Genomic DNA, 15023 nt, shown 5'->3' with positions numbered 1-15023 from the left:
GCTACCGCTCCCGCACCAGCTTCTCGCCCAGAAGACGCGCCCTTATGAGGGTGCGTTTGCCCGCCCCCTGGCGCTCCTGCCGCGCCGCGAAACCGACGAAAACAGTCCCCACGCAACGAGCCCCCAAAAGATCCGCGCTTTGCCGGAGCGTCTTCAGCACCGGGGTGAAAAGCCGCGCCATGAAGGCGGGGGCCGCACTGGAGGCGACGAGGACGGCGCGCCGCGGCCTTTCCTGCGAGCGCGTCTTAGGGGCCGGCGTTCCCCAGGGCCAGTAGGCGTAGCAGACGAGCCGCTCCACGAAGCGCTTCGTAACGGCGGTCACCGAACCGAAGTTGGTGGGAGAGGCAAGGACGAGCGCCTGGCACCCCTCCACCAGGTCGAGCACCCGCGACATCTCGTCGGCTATCGGGCAGATGCCGCGCGCCCTCCCGGGCTCTTGGGTGCAGAGGCGGCAGTTGGTGCAAAATTCCACGTGGGTGTCGAGCAGGTAAAGCTTCTCGGCGCGACCGCCCGCTGCGACCACGCCGGCAAGGACCTCGTCCACCACCTGGTCAATGACGCCCCCCCTCACGTAGCTCCCAACGATCGCGACGACCTTCACCGCGCCATCCATGAAGCCCCCTACCCGGCCGACCGCCGGTCCCTAGCCCCTCTCGACGCCACGCGCCTCGGCCTCGGTGCGCGCCTTGCGCTCGAGCCGCCTCCTGCGGCGTCCCCCGAGGAAAGACTCCTCGATCACGATGGCGACGAACAAAACGACGAAAAGGGCGAAGATCACGCCCAGGATCTTGAACAGCATGGTCATCCTTCCTGCTCCTTCACTGCTTGCTTGCCCGGGGAGCCCGGACCGGCGGCTAATATACCGATCCGGCACGCCCTGTCAAGGCAAACCCTCTAGCCGTTGCCGGTGAGTTTCTTCCAGCCGCTGCCGGCAAGCTCCAGCACCCCGTCCATGGTGCGCCGGTAGAACTTGCGCACCGGGATCCGGTTCACGAGGATCTCCTCGCCCGCGCGCTCGAGGCTCACCGGATCACCGGTTTTGAGCTGCGCGATCTCCGCGTAGTGCTCGCCGGCGACACCGAAGAGGAAGGAGTAGCGCTTCCCTTCCGCGAAGCAGGAGACGATGATGATGATCCCCTCCGGCTCGCCGTTTTTGAAGTTGAAGCGGGTGGTGGCGGCAACGAAGCGCGCGGCTACCGGGGTGCCGTTCACGAGTTCGTTCACGGTGAGGTTCTTGGGCTTCATGCGCCCGAGGGGGGGAAGCCCCCAGGGGGCGAGCTCGGGACGGGGGCGCTGCCGGTAGTGCGAGGTCTGCTCCAAAAGGGTCACCACGTTGTTGTTGATCGGGCCGCCGATGGAGTGGGCAAGCCCCGCCTTGAAGCGCCCCTGCGTGATGAGACGGTGGTTCTCGACGATCTGGATCATCCCGGTGGCGCCAAGCGGATGGCCGCGCCCCTTGAGCCCGCCGGTCACGTTGGTGGGGAAAGCCCCGTTTTCCCCGGTGAGCTCGTCGTCCAAAAGCCCGTCAAGGATGCGGCGCCGGTGCACGAAGCCGAGATCCACCATGTTGATCGGGCCGAAGCCGTTGAAGGGGTCGTGCATGTTGACGTGGATCTTGCCGGAAAAGTCGGTGATCTTTCTTATCCCGGCCATGGCGTACGCCTCGGCAGCTGCGCGCACCGTGGCGGGGAAGCTGTGGAAGTAGGGGCGGTCCGCGATGGTGGGGATGTCGGTGGCGCTCCCGACGCCGGAGACGATCACCTCGTGCGGCGTGGCCGACAAAAGGACCGCGGCGACCCCGTCGGACATGGGGCAGAAGTCGTGGTAGCGAAGCGGCCACCAGTAGCGGTAGTTCTTCCCGGTGACGATCTGGCGGTAGTAATCCTCGAGCGGGATCTCGAAATTTAGGTGCGCTTCCGGGTTCCTCGCGGCGAAGCGGTGCGCCCTCTGCGTCAAAAGCGCCGAGAATGCGGTCCACTCCTCGGTGGAGAGCTTCAGCCGCTCGATCAGGGAACGCGCGACGAGGGCACCGCAGGCGGGCATGGAGAGGCCGAACTCCGCCTCGTCGCGGTCGATCACCCCGGCCACGATGCGGGTCGCCTGCCCGGTGGCGACGTCGCTCATCTTCTGGATGCCGATGGCGAGGACGTGGTCGCAGCGCCCGGAGGCGATCTGCAGGTAGGCGTATTCGAGCGCCGAGGCCCCCGACGAAGATGCGGTGTCGATCAGTACCGACTTCGCCCCGGAGATGCCGAGCACGCCGGCGATCTTGGCCGCGGTGTTGTCCACCCCGGAGAAGGCGACCGGGTTCTGGCAGCCGACCACGACCGCGCCGACGTCGGTGCGCCGGATGCGGCTCCCGGCGAAGACCTCACCCGCCTTTTCCGCCATCTGCAGGAAGGTGAGCGCCTCGCGCTCGCGGCCGTTGTAGCGCCCCACCGGGGCCATGTACGAGGAGGCGACGTAGACCTCCCTGGGCTTGAAATGCTGCGTCACGTATCCCTCCCGCGGACGAAAAGTCGGCGGCTGATTAACCTTGCCAGCGCCCGCTCACTCTGCTATGTAGTTAAAACGCTGTCACAACATACCATTCAAGGTGGTTTCCATGGTAGAGAAAATTAAGAATGTTGTTGTATTTGTCAAGGACATCAAGGCCGCACGCCGCTTTTATCGCGAGCAGTTGGGGCTGCCCCCCGGCCAGGAGACCGAGTACATGATGGAGTTCCTCCCCGGCGAGGGAACCGCACTCGGCGTATCGCTTGCCATGCACGATGCGGCGATAAAGCTCGTGGGACGCCACACCGGCATCACCCTGACCGTGAAGGGGCTCGAGGAGCTCTACGCGAAGCTCGTGAGCGAGGGGGTGCGCTTCACCGAGCCCCTGGAGAAGAGTCAGTGGGGCAAAATGGCGGTTGTCGCCGACCCGGACGGCAACGAGTTCGCCCTGGTGGAGATGTGAGACACCTTTTGCTGGGAGCCTTGCTTCTGGCCCTAACCGCCGGCGCTGCAGCGGGTGCCCCGCCGGCGCTGCGCCCCTACAGCGGCAGCGGTGTCCTCATGGTGCAGGACGCCCCGGGGCGTGAGCCGGGAACGGTCCCGCTCTACCGCGAGCCGGGCGTGGAGCGGCTCACCGAGCTCGCCCCGTTTTCCCTGCCCCACCTTTTCGGGGCACCCGACAGCGCGCTCGTCGCGGTGTACGAGAGGCGGCGCGGCTGGTCCCGGGTCGCCTTGGACGATGCAGGGCGCCAGGGGTGGGTGCAGGACGACCGGAGCTGGCGCTACATAGCCTGGCGCGAGTTTCTGCCGGGACGGAGCGTCCGCGTGCTCCCCGGCATGAAGAAGGAGTGGTACCAGGTGAAAAGCGCCCCGGGTGCTGCGGGTAGCGCGGCGGGAGCCGTCGCGCGCGACCAGCGCGTGCGCATCCTCGAGGTGGAGGAAGCCTGGGCGCGGCTTGAGAACCCTGCCGGCTGGATGCGCTGGCGCGACCCGGATGGCAGGCTCACCGTGGCGACGGAACTTGCCCGGTAGACAGAAAAAACGTTGACATTGACATTTCCGCATGATATCAGAGGCGTCATGTATACTAACAGCGTTACATCACGTGGCGTCGTCCACGCAGCAGCAGCGGCCAGAAACTTCCAGAGCCGCCACTGCTGATTAGAAAACAAAAGATTTCTACTAAAGGCCGTGGGGGACCCCCACGGCCTTTTTTTATACAAAATCCGCTCGAACAACAGCTGCATACATACCATCAGGGGGAAAAAAGATGCGCAACGAAATAGTTACTCCCGGCGCGGGAGAACTGACCTACGAAATCCGAAACATCGTCACTGTGGCCGAGAAGGTGCAGCGCCTCGGCGTGAAGGTCAATTGGGAGAACATCGGTGACCCCATCGTCAAGGGCGAGATCATCCCCCTCTGGATGAAGGAGATCGTAGCGGCAGAGGCGATGAACGACGACAGCTACGCCTATTGCCCGACGCGCGGCGTCCTGGAGACCCGCGAGTTCATATGCAGCATCACCAACAGCCGCGGCGGCGCACAGATCACCCCGGACGACATCATCTTCTTCAACGGTCTCGGCGACGCCATCGCCAAGGTGTACGGGAACCTGAGGGCGGAGAGCCGCGTGCTCATGCCCTCCCCCACCTACACGACGCACTCCATCGGCGAGGCGGCCCACGCGAACGCCGTCCCGGTCTGCTACCGCCTCAAACCCGAGGACAACTGGTACCCCGACATGGATGACCTCGAGTGCCACGTGAAGTACAACCCGCAGATCTCCGGCATCATGCTCATCAACCCGGACAACCCGACCGGGATGGTGTACCCCCCCGAGGTGTTAAAGCAGATCGTGGCGATCGCTAAGAAGTACGACCTGTTCCTGATCGCCGATGAGGTGTACAGCAACATCGTCTACAACGGCGAGCACACCGTCCCCATCTCGGACGTGATCGGCGAGGTCCCGGCCATCGCCATGAAGGGGATCTCCAAGGAGCTGCCGTGGCCCGGCTCGCGCTGCGGCTGGATCGAGGTTTACAACGGCGAGCGCGACGCGCGCTTCAAGAAGTTCGTCAACTCGATCCTCTCCACCAAGATGAACGAGGTCTGCTCCACGACGCTGCCGCAGCGCTGCCTCCCCGCCGTGATGAAGCACCCGGAGTACCATAACTACCTGAAGGAGCGCATCACACGCTACGAGAAGATGAGCAACATCATGTACGAGGCGCTCGCGAAGGTGCCCGAGCTCTCGGTGAACCGTACCAACGGCGCGTTCTACATGGCGGTCCCCTTCAAGAAGGGGGTGCTGAACGACACCCAGAGCCTTCCCATCGCGAACCCCGAGATCCGCGCCCTCGTGGAGGGGATCGTGAACCAGCCCGGAGTGGCCCCGGACAAGCGCTTCGTCTACTACATCCTCGCCCACACCGGGATCTGCGTCGTGCCGCTCTCCTCCTTCAACACCGAACTTTTGGGCTTCCGCGTGACGCTCCTTGAGCGCGACGAGGTGGAGTGTCGCAAGATATACCGCACCCTCACCGAGAACATCGCCGCCTACCTCGCATCCTAGGGTCACCCCTTCGCGCGTGAAGGGTAAAAAGCCCCGTCCGGACAAGGCGGGGCTTTTTTCGTGCAAGTAGACGTCCTCATTGACTTTTGAGCCGCAGTTGTGCTATCTGATTTGCTGTTTGAACGGCATCTCCAATCACCAGCTCACAGGGGCTTTTCATGACCTCGGTTGCACCAGGCAAGGAAGCGGCGACAAACGCCCGCGGCGCGGCAGATGCTTGACGGCGTAAGCGGCGCCGAGCCGGATATCGCCCCGGAAACCTTCGAGGCCATCGGGCGCATCCTGAAGACACGCTCCGGGTTCACCCTGGACGGGTACAAGGACAAATGCGTCAAAAGGCGCATCCATATCCGGGTGCGCGCCACCCAGTCCCCCTCCCCGGAGGCCTACGGTGAACTCCTGGGCCAAAGCACCACCGAGCAGGACCACCTGCTGCGCGTCCTCACCATCCACGTCTCCCATTTTTTCAGGAACCCGTCCGTCTTCGAGAAGCTCGCCACCACGGTCCTGCCCGAACTCTTAGCCTCCCGCGAGCGGCTGAGGCTCATGAGCATCGGGTGCGCAGGGGGTGAAGAGCCCTATACCCTGGCGATGATCCTGAAGGAGCGCTTCGCCGAGTACGCCGAGAGGGTCGAGATCCGCGGCGTGGACGTCGATGCGGCGACACTCGAGCAGGCGCGCGAGGCGATCTACCACCCGGACCGGCTGGGCGAGCTCGCCCCCGGCCAGTTGGAGCGCTGGTTCGAGCCGGAGGGGGTGCGCTTTCGCCTGCGCCCCGAGCTCTCCGGCAAGGTCGCCTTCTCCCAGGCCGACCTGAACCACCAGAGGGAGTGGGAGCCGTGTGACCTGATCCTTTGCCGCAACGTTCTCATCTACTTCGAAAGGGAGCGGCAGGAAACCATCCTGAACGCCTTCGCCGACGCCCTCGCCCCCGACGGTTACCTCGTGCTCGGCAAGTCCGAGACCCTCTTCGGCACGTCCCGCAGGCGTTTTCGGACCGTCTGCCCGGTGGAACGCATCTACCGGGCCGTGTAGCGCACCGATTCTTGCAGCAAAAAGGAGCTCGCTTCATGTACATCCAAATCGGCTACAAGTTCATCCTAGGCTTTCTGGCCGTCGTCGCCGCCGTGGTCTTCGTACCTTCCGGTGTGAAGCTTTTGGACTACTCCCCCGAGATGACCAGCGTCATCTCCTACGTGGTGGCGCTCACCATCGGACTCATCCTAGGCTCCTTCTTCTCCAAGAGCTTCACCAAGAACATCTCGATCCTGACCGGTGCGACCGAATCGATCAGCCGGGGGGACCTCTCGAGCGACGTCGACTTCCCTGAGCCGAGGTTCCCGGATGAGACCCACTCCATGGCGCAGTCCATCAACACCATGCTGGAGAGCCTGAGAGCTTTGGTGCGCCAGATCCGCGACACCTCGGAGCGGGTCTCCGAATCGGCGCGCACCCTCTCCTCCACCGCGCTGCAGATAAACGCCTCCACCGAGGAGGTGGCCCAGGCGATCGAGACCATCTCCGGCGGAGCGGAGAACCAGGCCGAGATGCTGACCAAGGGGGCCAAGGTGATCCACGAGATGGCGATCTCCATCGACCTCGTGGCGCGGCGCGCCAAGGAGACCGCGAAGGCGGCGCGCGAGACGAGCCAGACCGCGCAGAAAGGTGGCGAGCTCGCCACCGACTCGGTGGAACGGATGAAGAGCTTCTTCGACTCCGTCGAACTCATCTCGATGCAGTTCATGGACCTGAACGGGAAGCTGCAGCAGGTGGGTAAGATCGCCGACTTCATCGTAGAGATGGCGCGCCAGACGAACCTCCTCGCCCTGAACGCCTCGATCGAGGCGGCCCGCGCCGGCGAGTCCGGCAAGGGATTCGGCGTGGTGGCCGAGGAGGTGAGAAAGCTCGCCGACGGGAGTGCGAAGAGTGCCACCGAGATCGTCGAGCTGATCGACATCGTCAAGGTGGAGAGCCGCCGGGTGCAGGAGACCATCACCGACAGCTCGCGGGGCATCATCGGCGGCAAGAAGAACCTGGACACCACCGCCGAGGCCTTCAGGGAGATCCTCGCCACCGTCGTGGATACCGAGAGGAAGGCGAACTCCATCGCCGATCTCTCGCAGATGCAGACCACCGGTGCCGCCAAGATGGTGACCATGGTGGACGAGATCGCCAAGGTGGCCGAGGACAACGCGGCCTCCACCGAGGAGGTCTCCGCGGCAACCGAAGAGCAGCACGCCGCGATGCAGGAGATGGTGTACCAGACCCAGGAGCTCGCGAAACTGGCCGACGAGCTGCTCCATTCGGTGGAGCGCTTCCAGGTCGACCCGGGAACCGCGCCGGAGCCCCAAGCGTGATTGCGGAGCGCCTGCTCGTTTTCAGCGTGGGGCGCGAGCTCTTCGCCCTGAACTTGACCGAGGTCTGCGAGGTCATGGAGCCGCAGCAAAGCTACCCCTTTGCCGGCGCCCCTCCCTACTACATGGGGCTCATCAACTTTCACGGCAACCTGACCGCCCTCCTCGACTTCGCCCAGTACCTGGGAGCGGGAAGCCGCCCGCTTCCCGGCAAGCTCCTCGTGATCGACACGAAGCTCGCCCACCTCGCCCTGAAGGTGGACGCCGTCGGCTCCATCATCGATGCGCAGGGGATCACCGGGGCGACCCGGTCCGACGATCCCCTTATCGAGGCGCTCCTCGAGACCCCGCAGGGGCACCTGCGCCTGGTGAGACTCGAGACGCTCCTTTCCTCCCTGGAGGAGGATCTGCGCGCGGCCGCACCCAAATCCGCCCCAGGAGGTAACTGATGGCCATCAAGGTCATGATAGTAGACGACTCCATGTTCATGAGGAAAATGCTGCGCGACATCCTCACCGAAGAAGGTTACGAGATAACCGCCGAGGCGTCCGACGGCGAGGAGGCGGTCGCCAAGTACCGCGAATCCCTCCCTGACCTGGTCACCCTGGACATCGTCATGCCGAACAAGGGAGGCATCGAGGCGCTCCAGGAGATCATGGCGTACGACGCCGCCGCCCGCGTGGTGATGTGCTCCGCCATAGGCCAGGAGGCCCTCACCACCGCCGCCACCGAGGCGGGGGCCAAGGCATTCATCCTCAAACCGTTCAACCCGGAGCTCGTCACCCGGGTGCTCAGGGAAGTGGTCCAGGGGTAACCGATGGACATGTCGCAGTACAAAGCCCTCTTCCTCTCGGAATCGCGGGAGTACTTGAGATCCATCGCGGAGCAGGTGGTGGCGCTCGAGCAGTCCCCGGCCGAGCGAGGCGCCATCGACGCGCTGTTTCGCGGCGCGCACTCCCTGAAGGGGATGGCGGCCTCGATGGAGTACGGCGACGTGGTCGTGGTGGCCCACAGTATGGAAGACCTGATGGCGCGGGTGCGCGACGGCGCCCTCCCCTTCGGGGCCGGGGTGGCCGACCTCTTGCTCGAAGGGGTCGACCTGATCGACGCGCTTTTGAAGGACGTCGAGGAGGAGCGCCCCTCGAGCGTCCCGACCGACGGCTACCCCGCGCGGCTCGCGGCCTACGTCCCCCCACCGGAGAAAAAGGCTAAGAAAACGGACGAAGCGCCCGAGGTCTCCTCTCCGGCTGCCGAGCCCGCGCCGGCTGTCGAGTCCGCGCAGGCTGCCGAGTCCGTCCCCACCCCCTCCGCCGAAACGGAACGGGCGAAGGAAAGTGCGCCCGAACTGGGGGGCACGGTGCGGGTGAAGACCGAGCTCCTCGACCACCTGATCAACCTGACCGGCGAGCTCGTCACCAACAAGCAGCGCCTTTTAAGCATCGGCCGCGACCTCGCGTCCCCCGCCTTGAACGACGCGGTATCCGAGACCTCAAAGCTGTTGCGCGCCCTGCACGACGAGGTGATGAAGGTGCGCCTGATGCCCTTCGAGGCGATCAGCGACCGCTTCCAGCGCTCAGTGCGCGCCGTCGCCAAGAAAAGCGGCAAGGAGATCCACTTCGAGCTCACGGGGCGCGAGATCGGCCTCGACCGCGGCGTCCTGGAGCAGCTCGTCGATCCCCTGAACCACATCCTGAGAAACGCCGTGGACCACGGCATCGAGGACGGGGAGGAACGGGAGCGGGCCGGGAAGCCGGCGCGCGGGCTCGTCAAGCTGTCGGTGTCGCGGGACCGGGACCGGATCCACATCACGGTGCGCGACGACGGGCGCGGCATGGAGCCGCAGGCGATGATCGATGCCGCGGTGCGCAAGGGGCTCATCACCCCCGAAGAGGGGGAGCTCCTCTCCCCCCGCCAGGCGCTCATGCTCTCCTGCATCCCCGGCTTCTCCACCGCCAAAGAGGTGACCGACATCTCCGGGCGCGGCGTCGGCATGGACGCGGTGAACGCCGCCATCGCGAAGCTGGGGGGGACCCTCGGGATCGAGTCCGAGCCGGGACAGGGAACCGTCATCACCCTCAAGCTGCCGCTCACCATCGCCATCATCCACGCGCTTTTGGTGCAGTGCGGCCCGATCAAGACCGCCATCCCGGTGAACGCGGTGCAGCGCACCGTGGAGCTCTCCCGGCGCCAGATCGAGACGGTGGGAAAAAGGCAGATGTTCCAGCTCGACGACGAGTCGATCCCGCTATTATCCCTGAACCGGGTGCTGGGGCTCCCCCTCGGGCGCTTCCCCGACGGGATCCTCCCGCTCTTCGTCACCGAGGCCAAGGGGCGCCGGGTGGGCATGGTGGTGGACCGCCTCCTGGGGCAGCACGAACTGTTCGTAAAAAGGCTGGGAAGACCGCTAGACGGGGTGACGGGGCTCGCCGGCGGGGCGACGCTCGGCGACGGCGAGATCGTCACCATCCTCGATATTTCCGAACTTCTATAAGACGCATCGCGGTTACCCGCTTCAGCGCGGGAACCACCGGAGACTGACATGGCTGACCAGGCAAAATACGAAGCGGAACTGAAGACGCTGACCAAGGTGTGCAGCCTCGGCATGGAGCACGCAGCCATCGCCCTGTCGCAGCTCATGGGTAAAGGGGTGCACATCCAGGTGCCGCGCCTGCAGGTGCTCGACGGCCCGGGGATGACCGGCCTGATGGAGGCGCACGAGGTCACCGCGCTGCAGTTGCAGATCCTCGGCAACGTGCGCGGCAGCATCCTGATCATGCTTCTCGAGGAGAACGCGCACCGGATCCTCGAGCTCCTCCTCGGGGCGGTCCCGCAGCCCGGGACGCCGCTTTCCGAGATGGAAAGGGCCACCCTCATGGAGGTCGGCAACATCCTCGCCTCGGCCTGCCTGAACGCCCTAGGCAACTCGCTAAAGATGACGTTGCTCCCCTCGGTCCCGGCATTTTGCTCCGGCAACGGACGAGAGATCCTGGAGCGCGCCATGGAGCCCGGGGCCGACGGGGAAAAGGTGGTCATGATCGACACGGTCTTCGACGTTTCCGACTCGCGCTGCGGGGGGAGCATATTCCTCATGCCCTCCCCCACGTCGCTGGGCGCCATGCTCGCCTCCCTCGATCAATGAAACAGTTGCACGATATCCGGTTGTATGTCAGAATGCCCGGTCAAACCGCCGCTTATGCGGCGCCACGAGGGTCCCGGGTCCACACCCGAGACCTTCACTAATTTTCAGAGGTCGATCATGAAAATTGCCAGAACCGTCGTCCTGTGTCTCGCCCTGATCACCCTTTCCGTCAGTTCCGCCCTCTGCGCCGAGCTCTCCCAGGTGGTACGCACCCTGGAGCAGGGTTACGCCTCCCTGAACGACCTGCAGGCGGACTTCAGCCAGAAAAGCCACGTCAAAGCGCTCAGGCGCGACGAGAAGGGGGGGGGCGAGCTCTTCATCAAGAAGGGTGGGAGCAAGGACTCCATGTTCCGCTTCAACTACACCAAGCCGAAGCAGCAGATCGTTTCCAACGGCAAGACGGTCTGGTACTACATCCCGGATCAGAAGCAGGTCATGGTGATGGACCTCGCGCAGATGTTCGAGGCGGGCAACGGCATCGCCATGAACTATCTGACCGGCCTCGGGCAGGTCTCCAAGGACTTCGCCATCGCCTTCGCCGACAACGCGAAGGACAAAAACGGCAACTACCAGCTGGAGCTCACCCCGCACAAGAAGAGCGCCGCCATGGCGAAGCTGCAGCTCACCATCTCCGGTGACGCGGTCGAGAGCTTCATCGCCAAGGGGAAGCCCTCCACCCCCTTCCCGGTGGTCTCCTCCACGGTGGTCGACCAGATCGGGAACACGACCCGGATGGACTTCAGCAACGTAAGGACGAACCGCGGCATCTCCAGCGGCAAGTTCAGCTTCAAGATCCCTTCGGGGGTGCAGGTCATCAAGAACAGATAGCAGCAGCTTGAATTTAATAGGGGGTTCTATGCCGTCATTCGACATCGTTTCCAAGGTCGACATGCAGGAAGTCGACAACGCCATCAACCAGACCGTGAAGGAGATCAGCCAGCGCTACGACTTCAAGGGGAGCAAGAGCGAGGTGACCCTGGAGAAGGAAAGCATCAAGGTCCTTTCCGAGGACGACTTCAAGCTGAAGGCGGTCATCGACATCCTGCAATCCAAGTTCGTGAAGCGCAACATCTCGCCCAAGGCGCTGCAGTACGGCAAGGTCGAGCAGGCCTCCGGAGGCATGGTGCGCCAGATCATCACCTTGCAGGTGGGGATCTCCAAGGAGAAGGCGAAAGAGATCGGCCAGGTGATCAAGGATACCAAGCTGAAGGTGCAGAGCCAGATCCAGGACGACCAGCTCCGCGTCACCGGCAAAAACATCGACGACCTGCAGGATGTCATCAAGACCCTCAAGGGTAAGGACCTCGACATCGACATGCAGTTCGTCAACTTCAGAAGCTAATCAAGAAGAGGGGATTTTTTTGAACCAGAAGATTAAGGAAAAAGTGAGCCTGGTGAGCCTGGGCTGCCCGAAGAACCTGGTGGACGCCGAGGTTATGCTGGGCTACCTCTCCAAGGACGAGTACGAAGTCACCACCGATGAGATGCAGGCCGACATCATCGTGGTGAACACCTGCTCCTTCATAAAAGAGGCGAAGCAGGAGAGCATCGACACCATCCTCGACCTGGCGGACCGAAAGCACGACGCGCGCTGCAAGCTCCTGATCGTGACCGGCTGCCTGCCGCAGCGCTACCAGGAGGAGCTCGCGAAAGAGCTTCCGGAAGTGGACATCTTCATCGGCACCGGCGACTACCCGCGCATCGCGGAAATCATCGCGGAGAAGAAGGGGACCGACACCCAGCTCTGCTACACCGGCGACCCGAACTTCGTCTACAACGACGAGCTGCCGCGCCTGCAGTCCTCGCCGCACTACACCGCGTACCTGAAGATCGCGGAAGGGTGCTCGAACAACTGCTCCTACTGCGTCATACCCTCGCTGCGCGGCGCACACCGCTCCCGCCCCTTCGCGACGCTCATGGCGGAGGCCAAATCGCTCGTGGCGGCAGGGGTGAAGGAGCTGAACCTGATCGCCCAGGACATCACCGCCTACGGCCGTGATCTCCCCGAAAAGCCGAGCCTCGAGCAGTTGGTCCAGGAGCTCGCGAAGCTCGAGGGGCTCAAGTGGATCAGGCTCCTGTACGCCTACCCGGACGGGGTGAGGGACTCACTCATCGAGCTCATAAAGAACGAGCCCAAGGTCTGCAAGTACTTGGACCTCCCGATCCAGCACATAGCCGATCCGGTCCTTAAGAACATGAAGCGCAGAAGCGGCGAGGACGACATCCGCACCCTGATCAAGAAGCTGCGCCGCGAGATCCCGGACATCGCCATCCGCACCTCGCTCATCGTCGGTTTCCCGGGCGAGACCAACGAGGACTTCAAGAAGCTCCTGCAGTTCGTGGAAGAGACCCGCTTCGACCGCCTCGGCGTCTTCTGCTACTCGCGCGAGGAGGGAACCCCGGCCGCCGAGATGGCGGACCAGGTTTCTGAGCGCGTGAAGCGCGAACGTCACAAGAAGCTGATGCGCACCCAGGCGCGCGTCTCCTTCAAGCACAACCGGACCCTGGTGGACAGCGAGGAGGACGTGCTGGTCGAGGGGTACAGTGAGGAAACCGAGCTGCTTCTGAAGGGGCGTTCCTCTCGTCAGGCACCCGATGTGGACGGTCAGGTTTACATCACCGCAGGCAATGCCAATGTCGGTGACATAGTCAGATTGAAGATAACTGATTCTTCAGACTATGACCTGATTGGGGAGATCATAGAGTAGGCTTTTAACTTGACATGAACCTCTATTGCTGTATTATTGCGTCGCTTTTTGAGGGTATTAAGAAACAACGGAGATAGTTTATACATGACTGAAAAACCTGAAGAAATGAAAGCGATGCTCCTCAAAATGAAAGAGGAGACGCTTAAAGAGATTAACAAGACTGTCAAGTCCGGTTCTGATGCACCGATCAACGAGCCGAGCGGCGACATCTACGACCAGGCTTCCAGCGAGCGCGACCGCGAGCTCGGCCTTTTGCTGGGTGACCGGGAGCGCGAGAAATTGCGCAATATAGACGAGGCGTTACTTCGCCTCGAAGAAGGCGAGTACGGCATCTGCGAGGAGTGCGAGGAAGAGATCCCGATGGGGAGGCTTAAGATCGTTCCCTTCGCCCGCCACTGCGTGAAGTGCAAGGCGGACCTCGAGAAGCAGCAGGCGCAGACCAAACGCTTCGAAGAGGACCGCGCCTACCGCGAGATCGCACTCGGCGAGGAAGAGGAAGGGTAAGTAGAGAGAATCAGGCGGGAAAAGGGGCGAAACGGCACGATCCATTTTCACCCTCGCCATTCTGAAAATAACAAGAGGGGACGGTAGCGATACCGTCCCCTCTTTTCGTTTTTACTGCAGTTGTCACTCCGCCCTCCGGGGGAGGGGGCATGGACTACGGGTGCTCCAACGGCGGTGCGGCGATGAGCCTCTGGTAATCACTCTTCGTGATGGAGCTGTGCCAGTGTCCGGTGGCGCGGCCGATGAGGGTCCCGCCGATGAAGACCGCCACGACGAGGGCCGCGTACACCATCCCCGGAATCACCTTGCCGTTCTTCGCCTTCATCTGCAGCGCCTCCGGCTTCGGGCAGGCGCTCACGCAGCGCAGGCAGCCGACGCACTCCTCGGAGCAGACCCGCCCCTGGTGCATCACGTCGATGTAAGAGGGGCAGGCCCTTGTGCAGCCGCCGCAGGAGATGCAGGCGCTCTCGTTACGCTGCACCTTGACCGGCGACAGACGGGAGACGAGCCCCAGGAGCGCGCCGTAAGGGCAGAGGAAACGGCAGAACGGGTTCTTGAAGAAAAACGACAGGGCGAGCAGGATCCCGATCACCACGAGCGGCGTCCCCGAGAGGTGCACGAAGAAGTCCAGCATCTTGATGTCGGCCATCTTGTTGTAGTCGCCTGCGATGAAGTCGCTCACGCTGTCAGGCGCCATGAACCCCAGGATGGAGACCACGAAAAAGGCGAGCAGCAGGTACTTGATGGGACGCAGCAGCCAGTCGAGCCAGAGCCAGATCTTGAAGTTTTTCCCGAAGATCTTGTACCCCACCTTCCAGCAGACCTCCGTGATCGTAGAGACCGGGCAGACCCACGAGCAGAAGGAGCGCTTCAGAAGAAGCGACATCGCGATCACACTCAGAAAGACCACGAGCGCTGCGGGGTGCACGTCGTTGATGGTCCCGGAAACGATCCACCCCTTGAGGCTCACCAGAGCGGAGATGGGGAGAAAGGCCTCGACGCCGTTTGGACGCTCCACGAACGGCGTGGCGCCGCCGCTTTGGAAGTGCAGCACGAAGCGGTAGAAGGTTACTCCCAGGTATAGGGAGAAGAGAAGGAAGCCCCACTGGACGGCCAAGCGAACCTTTTGCACTTTTTTTTCTGCCATGAACCTCACCTTGTTTTGCCTAGCTTATATAGTTGCGACTTTTTCTGTCGCCACCACCTGCTACCGTCGTATCATCACACGAAGCGGAGGTAGCACATGG

The 15023-nt window shown here is 63.2% G+C and carries 17 protein-coding genes; 13 read left to right on the top strand and 4 right to left on the bottom strand.

Annotated elements, in window-relative coordinates; all coding sequences use genetic code 11:
* Window position 1: 1 nt before the first annotated feature.
* The 3 genes from E8K79_RS17390 to E8K79_RS17385 form a co-directional block, all read right to left on the bottom strand.
* On the bottom strand, window positions 2–613 hold the full coding sequence (locus tag E8K79_RS17390) for a flavodoxin family protein (protein ID WP_136515827.1): 612 nt from the start codon (window positions 611–613) through the stop codon (window positions 2–4).
* A 30-nt stretch (window positions 614–643) separates the two neighbouring features.
* Window positions 644–805, bottom strand: coding sequence for a hypothetical protein (locus tag E8K79_RS21160; protein WP_162604692.1), 162 nt, complete (start codon window positions 803–805; stop codon window positions 644–646).
* A gap of 89 nt (window positions 806–894) precedes the next feature.
* Window positions 895–2496 (bottom strand): thiolase family protein, encoded by a 1602-nt coding sequence (locus tag E8K79_RS17385; RefSeq protein ID WP_136515826.1) that lies wholly within the window; start codon window positions 2494–2496, stop codon window positions 895–897.
* Between the two features lie 109 nt (window positions 2497–2605).
* On the opposite strand from E8K79_RS17385, the gene E8K79_RS17380 reads away from it, so the two are divergent.
* The 13 genes from E8K79_RS17380 to E8K79_RS17320 all read left to right on the top strand — a co-directional run bounded on the left by E8K79_RS17380 (window position 2606) and on the right by E8K79_RS17320 (window position 13776).
* On the top strand, window positions 2606–2959 hold the full coding sequence (locus tag E8K79_RS17380) for a VOC family protein (protein ID WP_136515825.1): 354 nt from the start codon (window positions 2606–2608) through the stop codon (window positions 2957–2959).
* Window positions 2956–3528 (top strand): SH3 domain-containing protein, encoded by a 573-nt coding sequence (locus tag E8K79_RS17375; RefSeq protein ID WP_246043864.1) that lies wholly within the window; start codon window positions 2956–2958, stop codon window positions 3526–3528. The genes E8K79_RS17380 and E8K79_RS17375 overlap by 4 nt, the downstream gene beginning before the upstream one ends.
* A 238-nt stretch (window positions 3529–3766) precedes the next feature.
* The gene (locus E8K79_RS17370) at window positions 3767–5071 is read left to right on the top strand and encodes a pyridoxal phosphate-dependent aminotransferase (RefSeq protein ID WP_136515824.1); all 1305 of its coding nucleotides are present in this window, start codon (window positions 3767–3769) and stop codon (window positions 5069–5071) included.
* A gap of 213 nt (window positions 5072–5284) precedes the next feature.
* Window positions 5285–6106: a CheR family methyltransferase gene (locus tag E8K79_RS17365; RefSeq protein ID WP_136515823.1), complete on the top strand. Its 822-nt coding sequence runs from the start codon at window positions 5285–5287 to the stop codon at window positions 6104–6106.
* A gap of 35 nt (window positions 6107–6141) precedes the next feature.
* Window positions 6142–7428, top strand: a complete 1287-nt coding sequence (locus tag E8K79_RS17360; protein WP_135868377.1) for a methyl-accepting chemotaxis protein — start codon at window positions 6142–6144, stop codon at window positions 7426–7428.
* Complete coding sequence (locus E8K79_RS17355) at window positions 7425–7874, top strand: chemotaxis protein CheW (RefSeq protein ID WP_136515822.1); 450 nt, start codon at window positions 7425–7427, stop codon at window positions 7872–7874. The genes E8K79_RS17360 and E8K79_RS17355 overlap by 4 nt, the downstream gene beginning before the upstream one ends.
* On the top strand, window positions 7874–8239 hold the full coding sequence (locus tag E8K79_RS17350; protein ID WP_136515821.1) for a response regulator: 366 nt from the start codon (window positions 7874–7876) through the stop codon (window positions 8237–8239). The genes E8K79_RS17355 and E8K79_RS17350 overlap by 1 nt, the downstream gene beginning before the upstream one ends.
* A 9-nt stretch (window positions 8240–8248) precedes the next feature.
* Entirely contained in the window at window positions 8249–9916 is a 1668-nt protein-coding gene (locus E8K79_RS17345; protein WP_342782560.1) for a chemotaxis protein CheA, read from the top strand.
* 48 nt (window positions 9917–9964) lie between these two features.
* Entirely contained in the window at window positions 9965–10564 is a 600-nt protein-coding gene (locus E8K79_RS17340) for a chemotaxis protein CheC (RefSeq protein ID WP_136515819.1), read from the top strand.
* A gap of 117 nt (window positions 10565–10681) precedes the next feature.
* Window positions 10682–11392: a LolA family protein gene (locus tag E8K79_RS17335; RefSeq protein WP_136515818.1), complete on the top strand. Its 711-nt coding sequence runs from the start codon at window positions 10682–10684 to the stop codon at window positions 11390–11392.
* A gap of 28 nt (window positions 11393–11420) precedes the next feature.
* Complete coding sequence (locus E8K79_RS17330; RefSeq protein ID WP_135868383.1) at window positions 11421–11906, top strand: YajQ family cyclic di-GMP-binding protein; 486 nt, start codon at window positions 11421–11423, stop codon at window positions 11904–11906.
* Window positions 11907–11925: 19 nt separating this feature from the next.
* Complete coding sequence (rimO, locus tag E8K79_RS17325; RefSeq protein ID WP_135868384.1) at window positions 11926–13272, top strand: 30S ribosomal protein S12 methylthiotransferase RimO; 1347 nt, start codon at window positions 11926–11928, stop codon at window positions 13270–13272.
* Between the two features lie 84 nt (window positions 13273–13356).
* Window positions 13357–13776, top strand: coding sequence for a TraR/DksA family transcriptional regulator (locus E8K79_RS17320; protein ID WP_135868385.1), 420 nt, complete (start codon window positions 13357–13359; stop codon window positions 13774–13776).
* A gap of 154 nt (window positions 13777–13930) precedes the next feature.
* On the opposite strand, the gene E8K79_RS17315 is transcribed toward E8K79_RS17320, so the two are convergent.
* The gene (locus E8K79_RS17315) at window positions 13931–14923 is read right to left on the bottom strand and encodes a 4Fe-4S binding protein (protein ID WP_136515817.1); all 993 of its coding nucleotides are present in this window, start codon (window positions 14921–14923) and stop codon (window positions 13931–13933) included.
* Window positions 14924–15023 lie beyond the last annotated feature (100 nt).

The sequence above is a fragment of the Geomonas edaphica genome (assembly GCF_004917075.1).
GTDB lineage: Bacteria > Desulfobacterota > Desulfuromonadia > Geobacterales > Geobacteraceae > Geomonas > Geomonas edaphica.
Note: the sequence above shows the minus strand (reverse complement) of the source record. Positions and strands in the feature narration are given on the sequence as shown.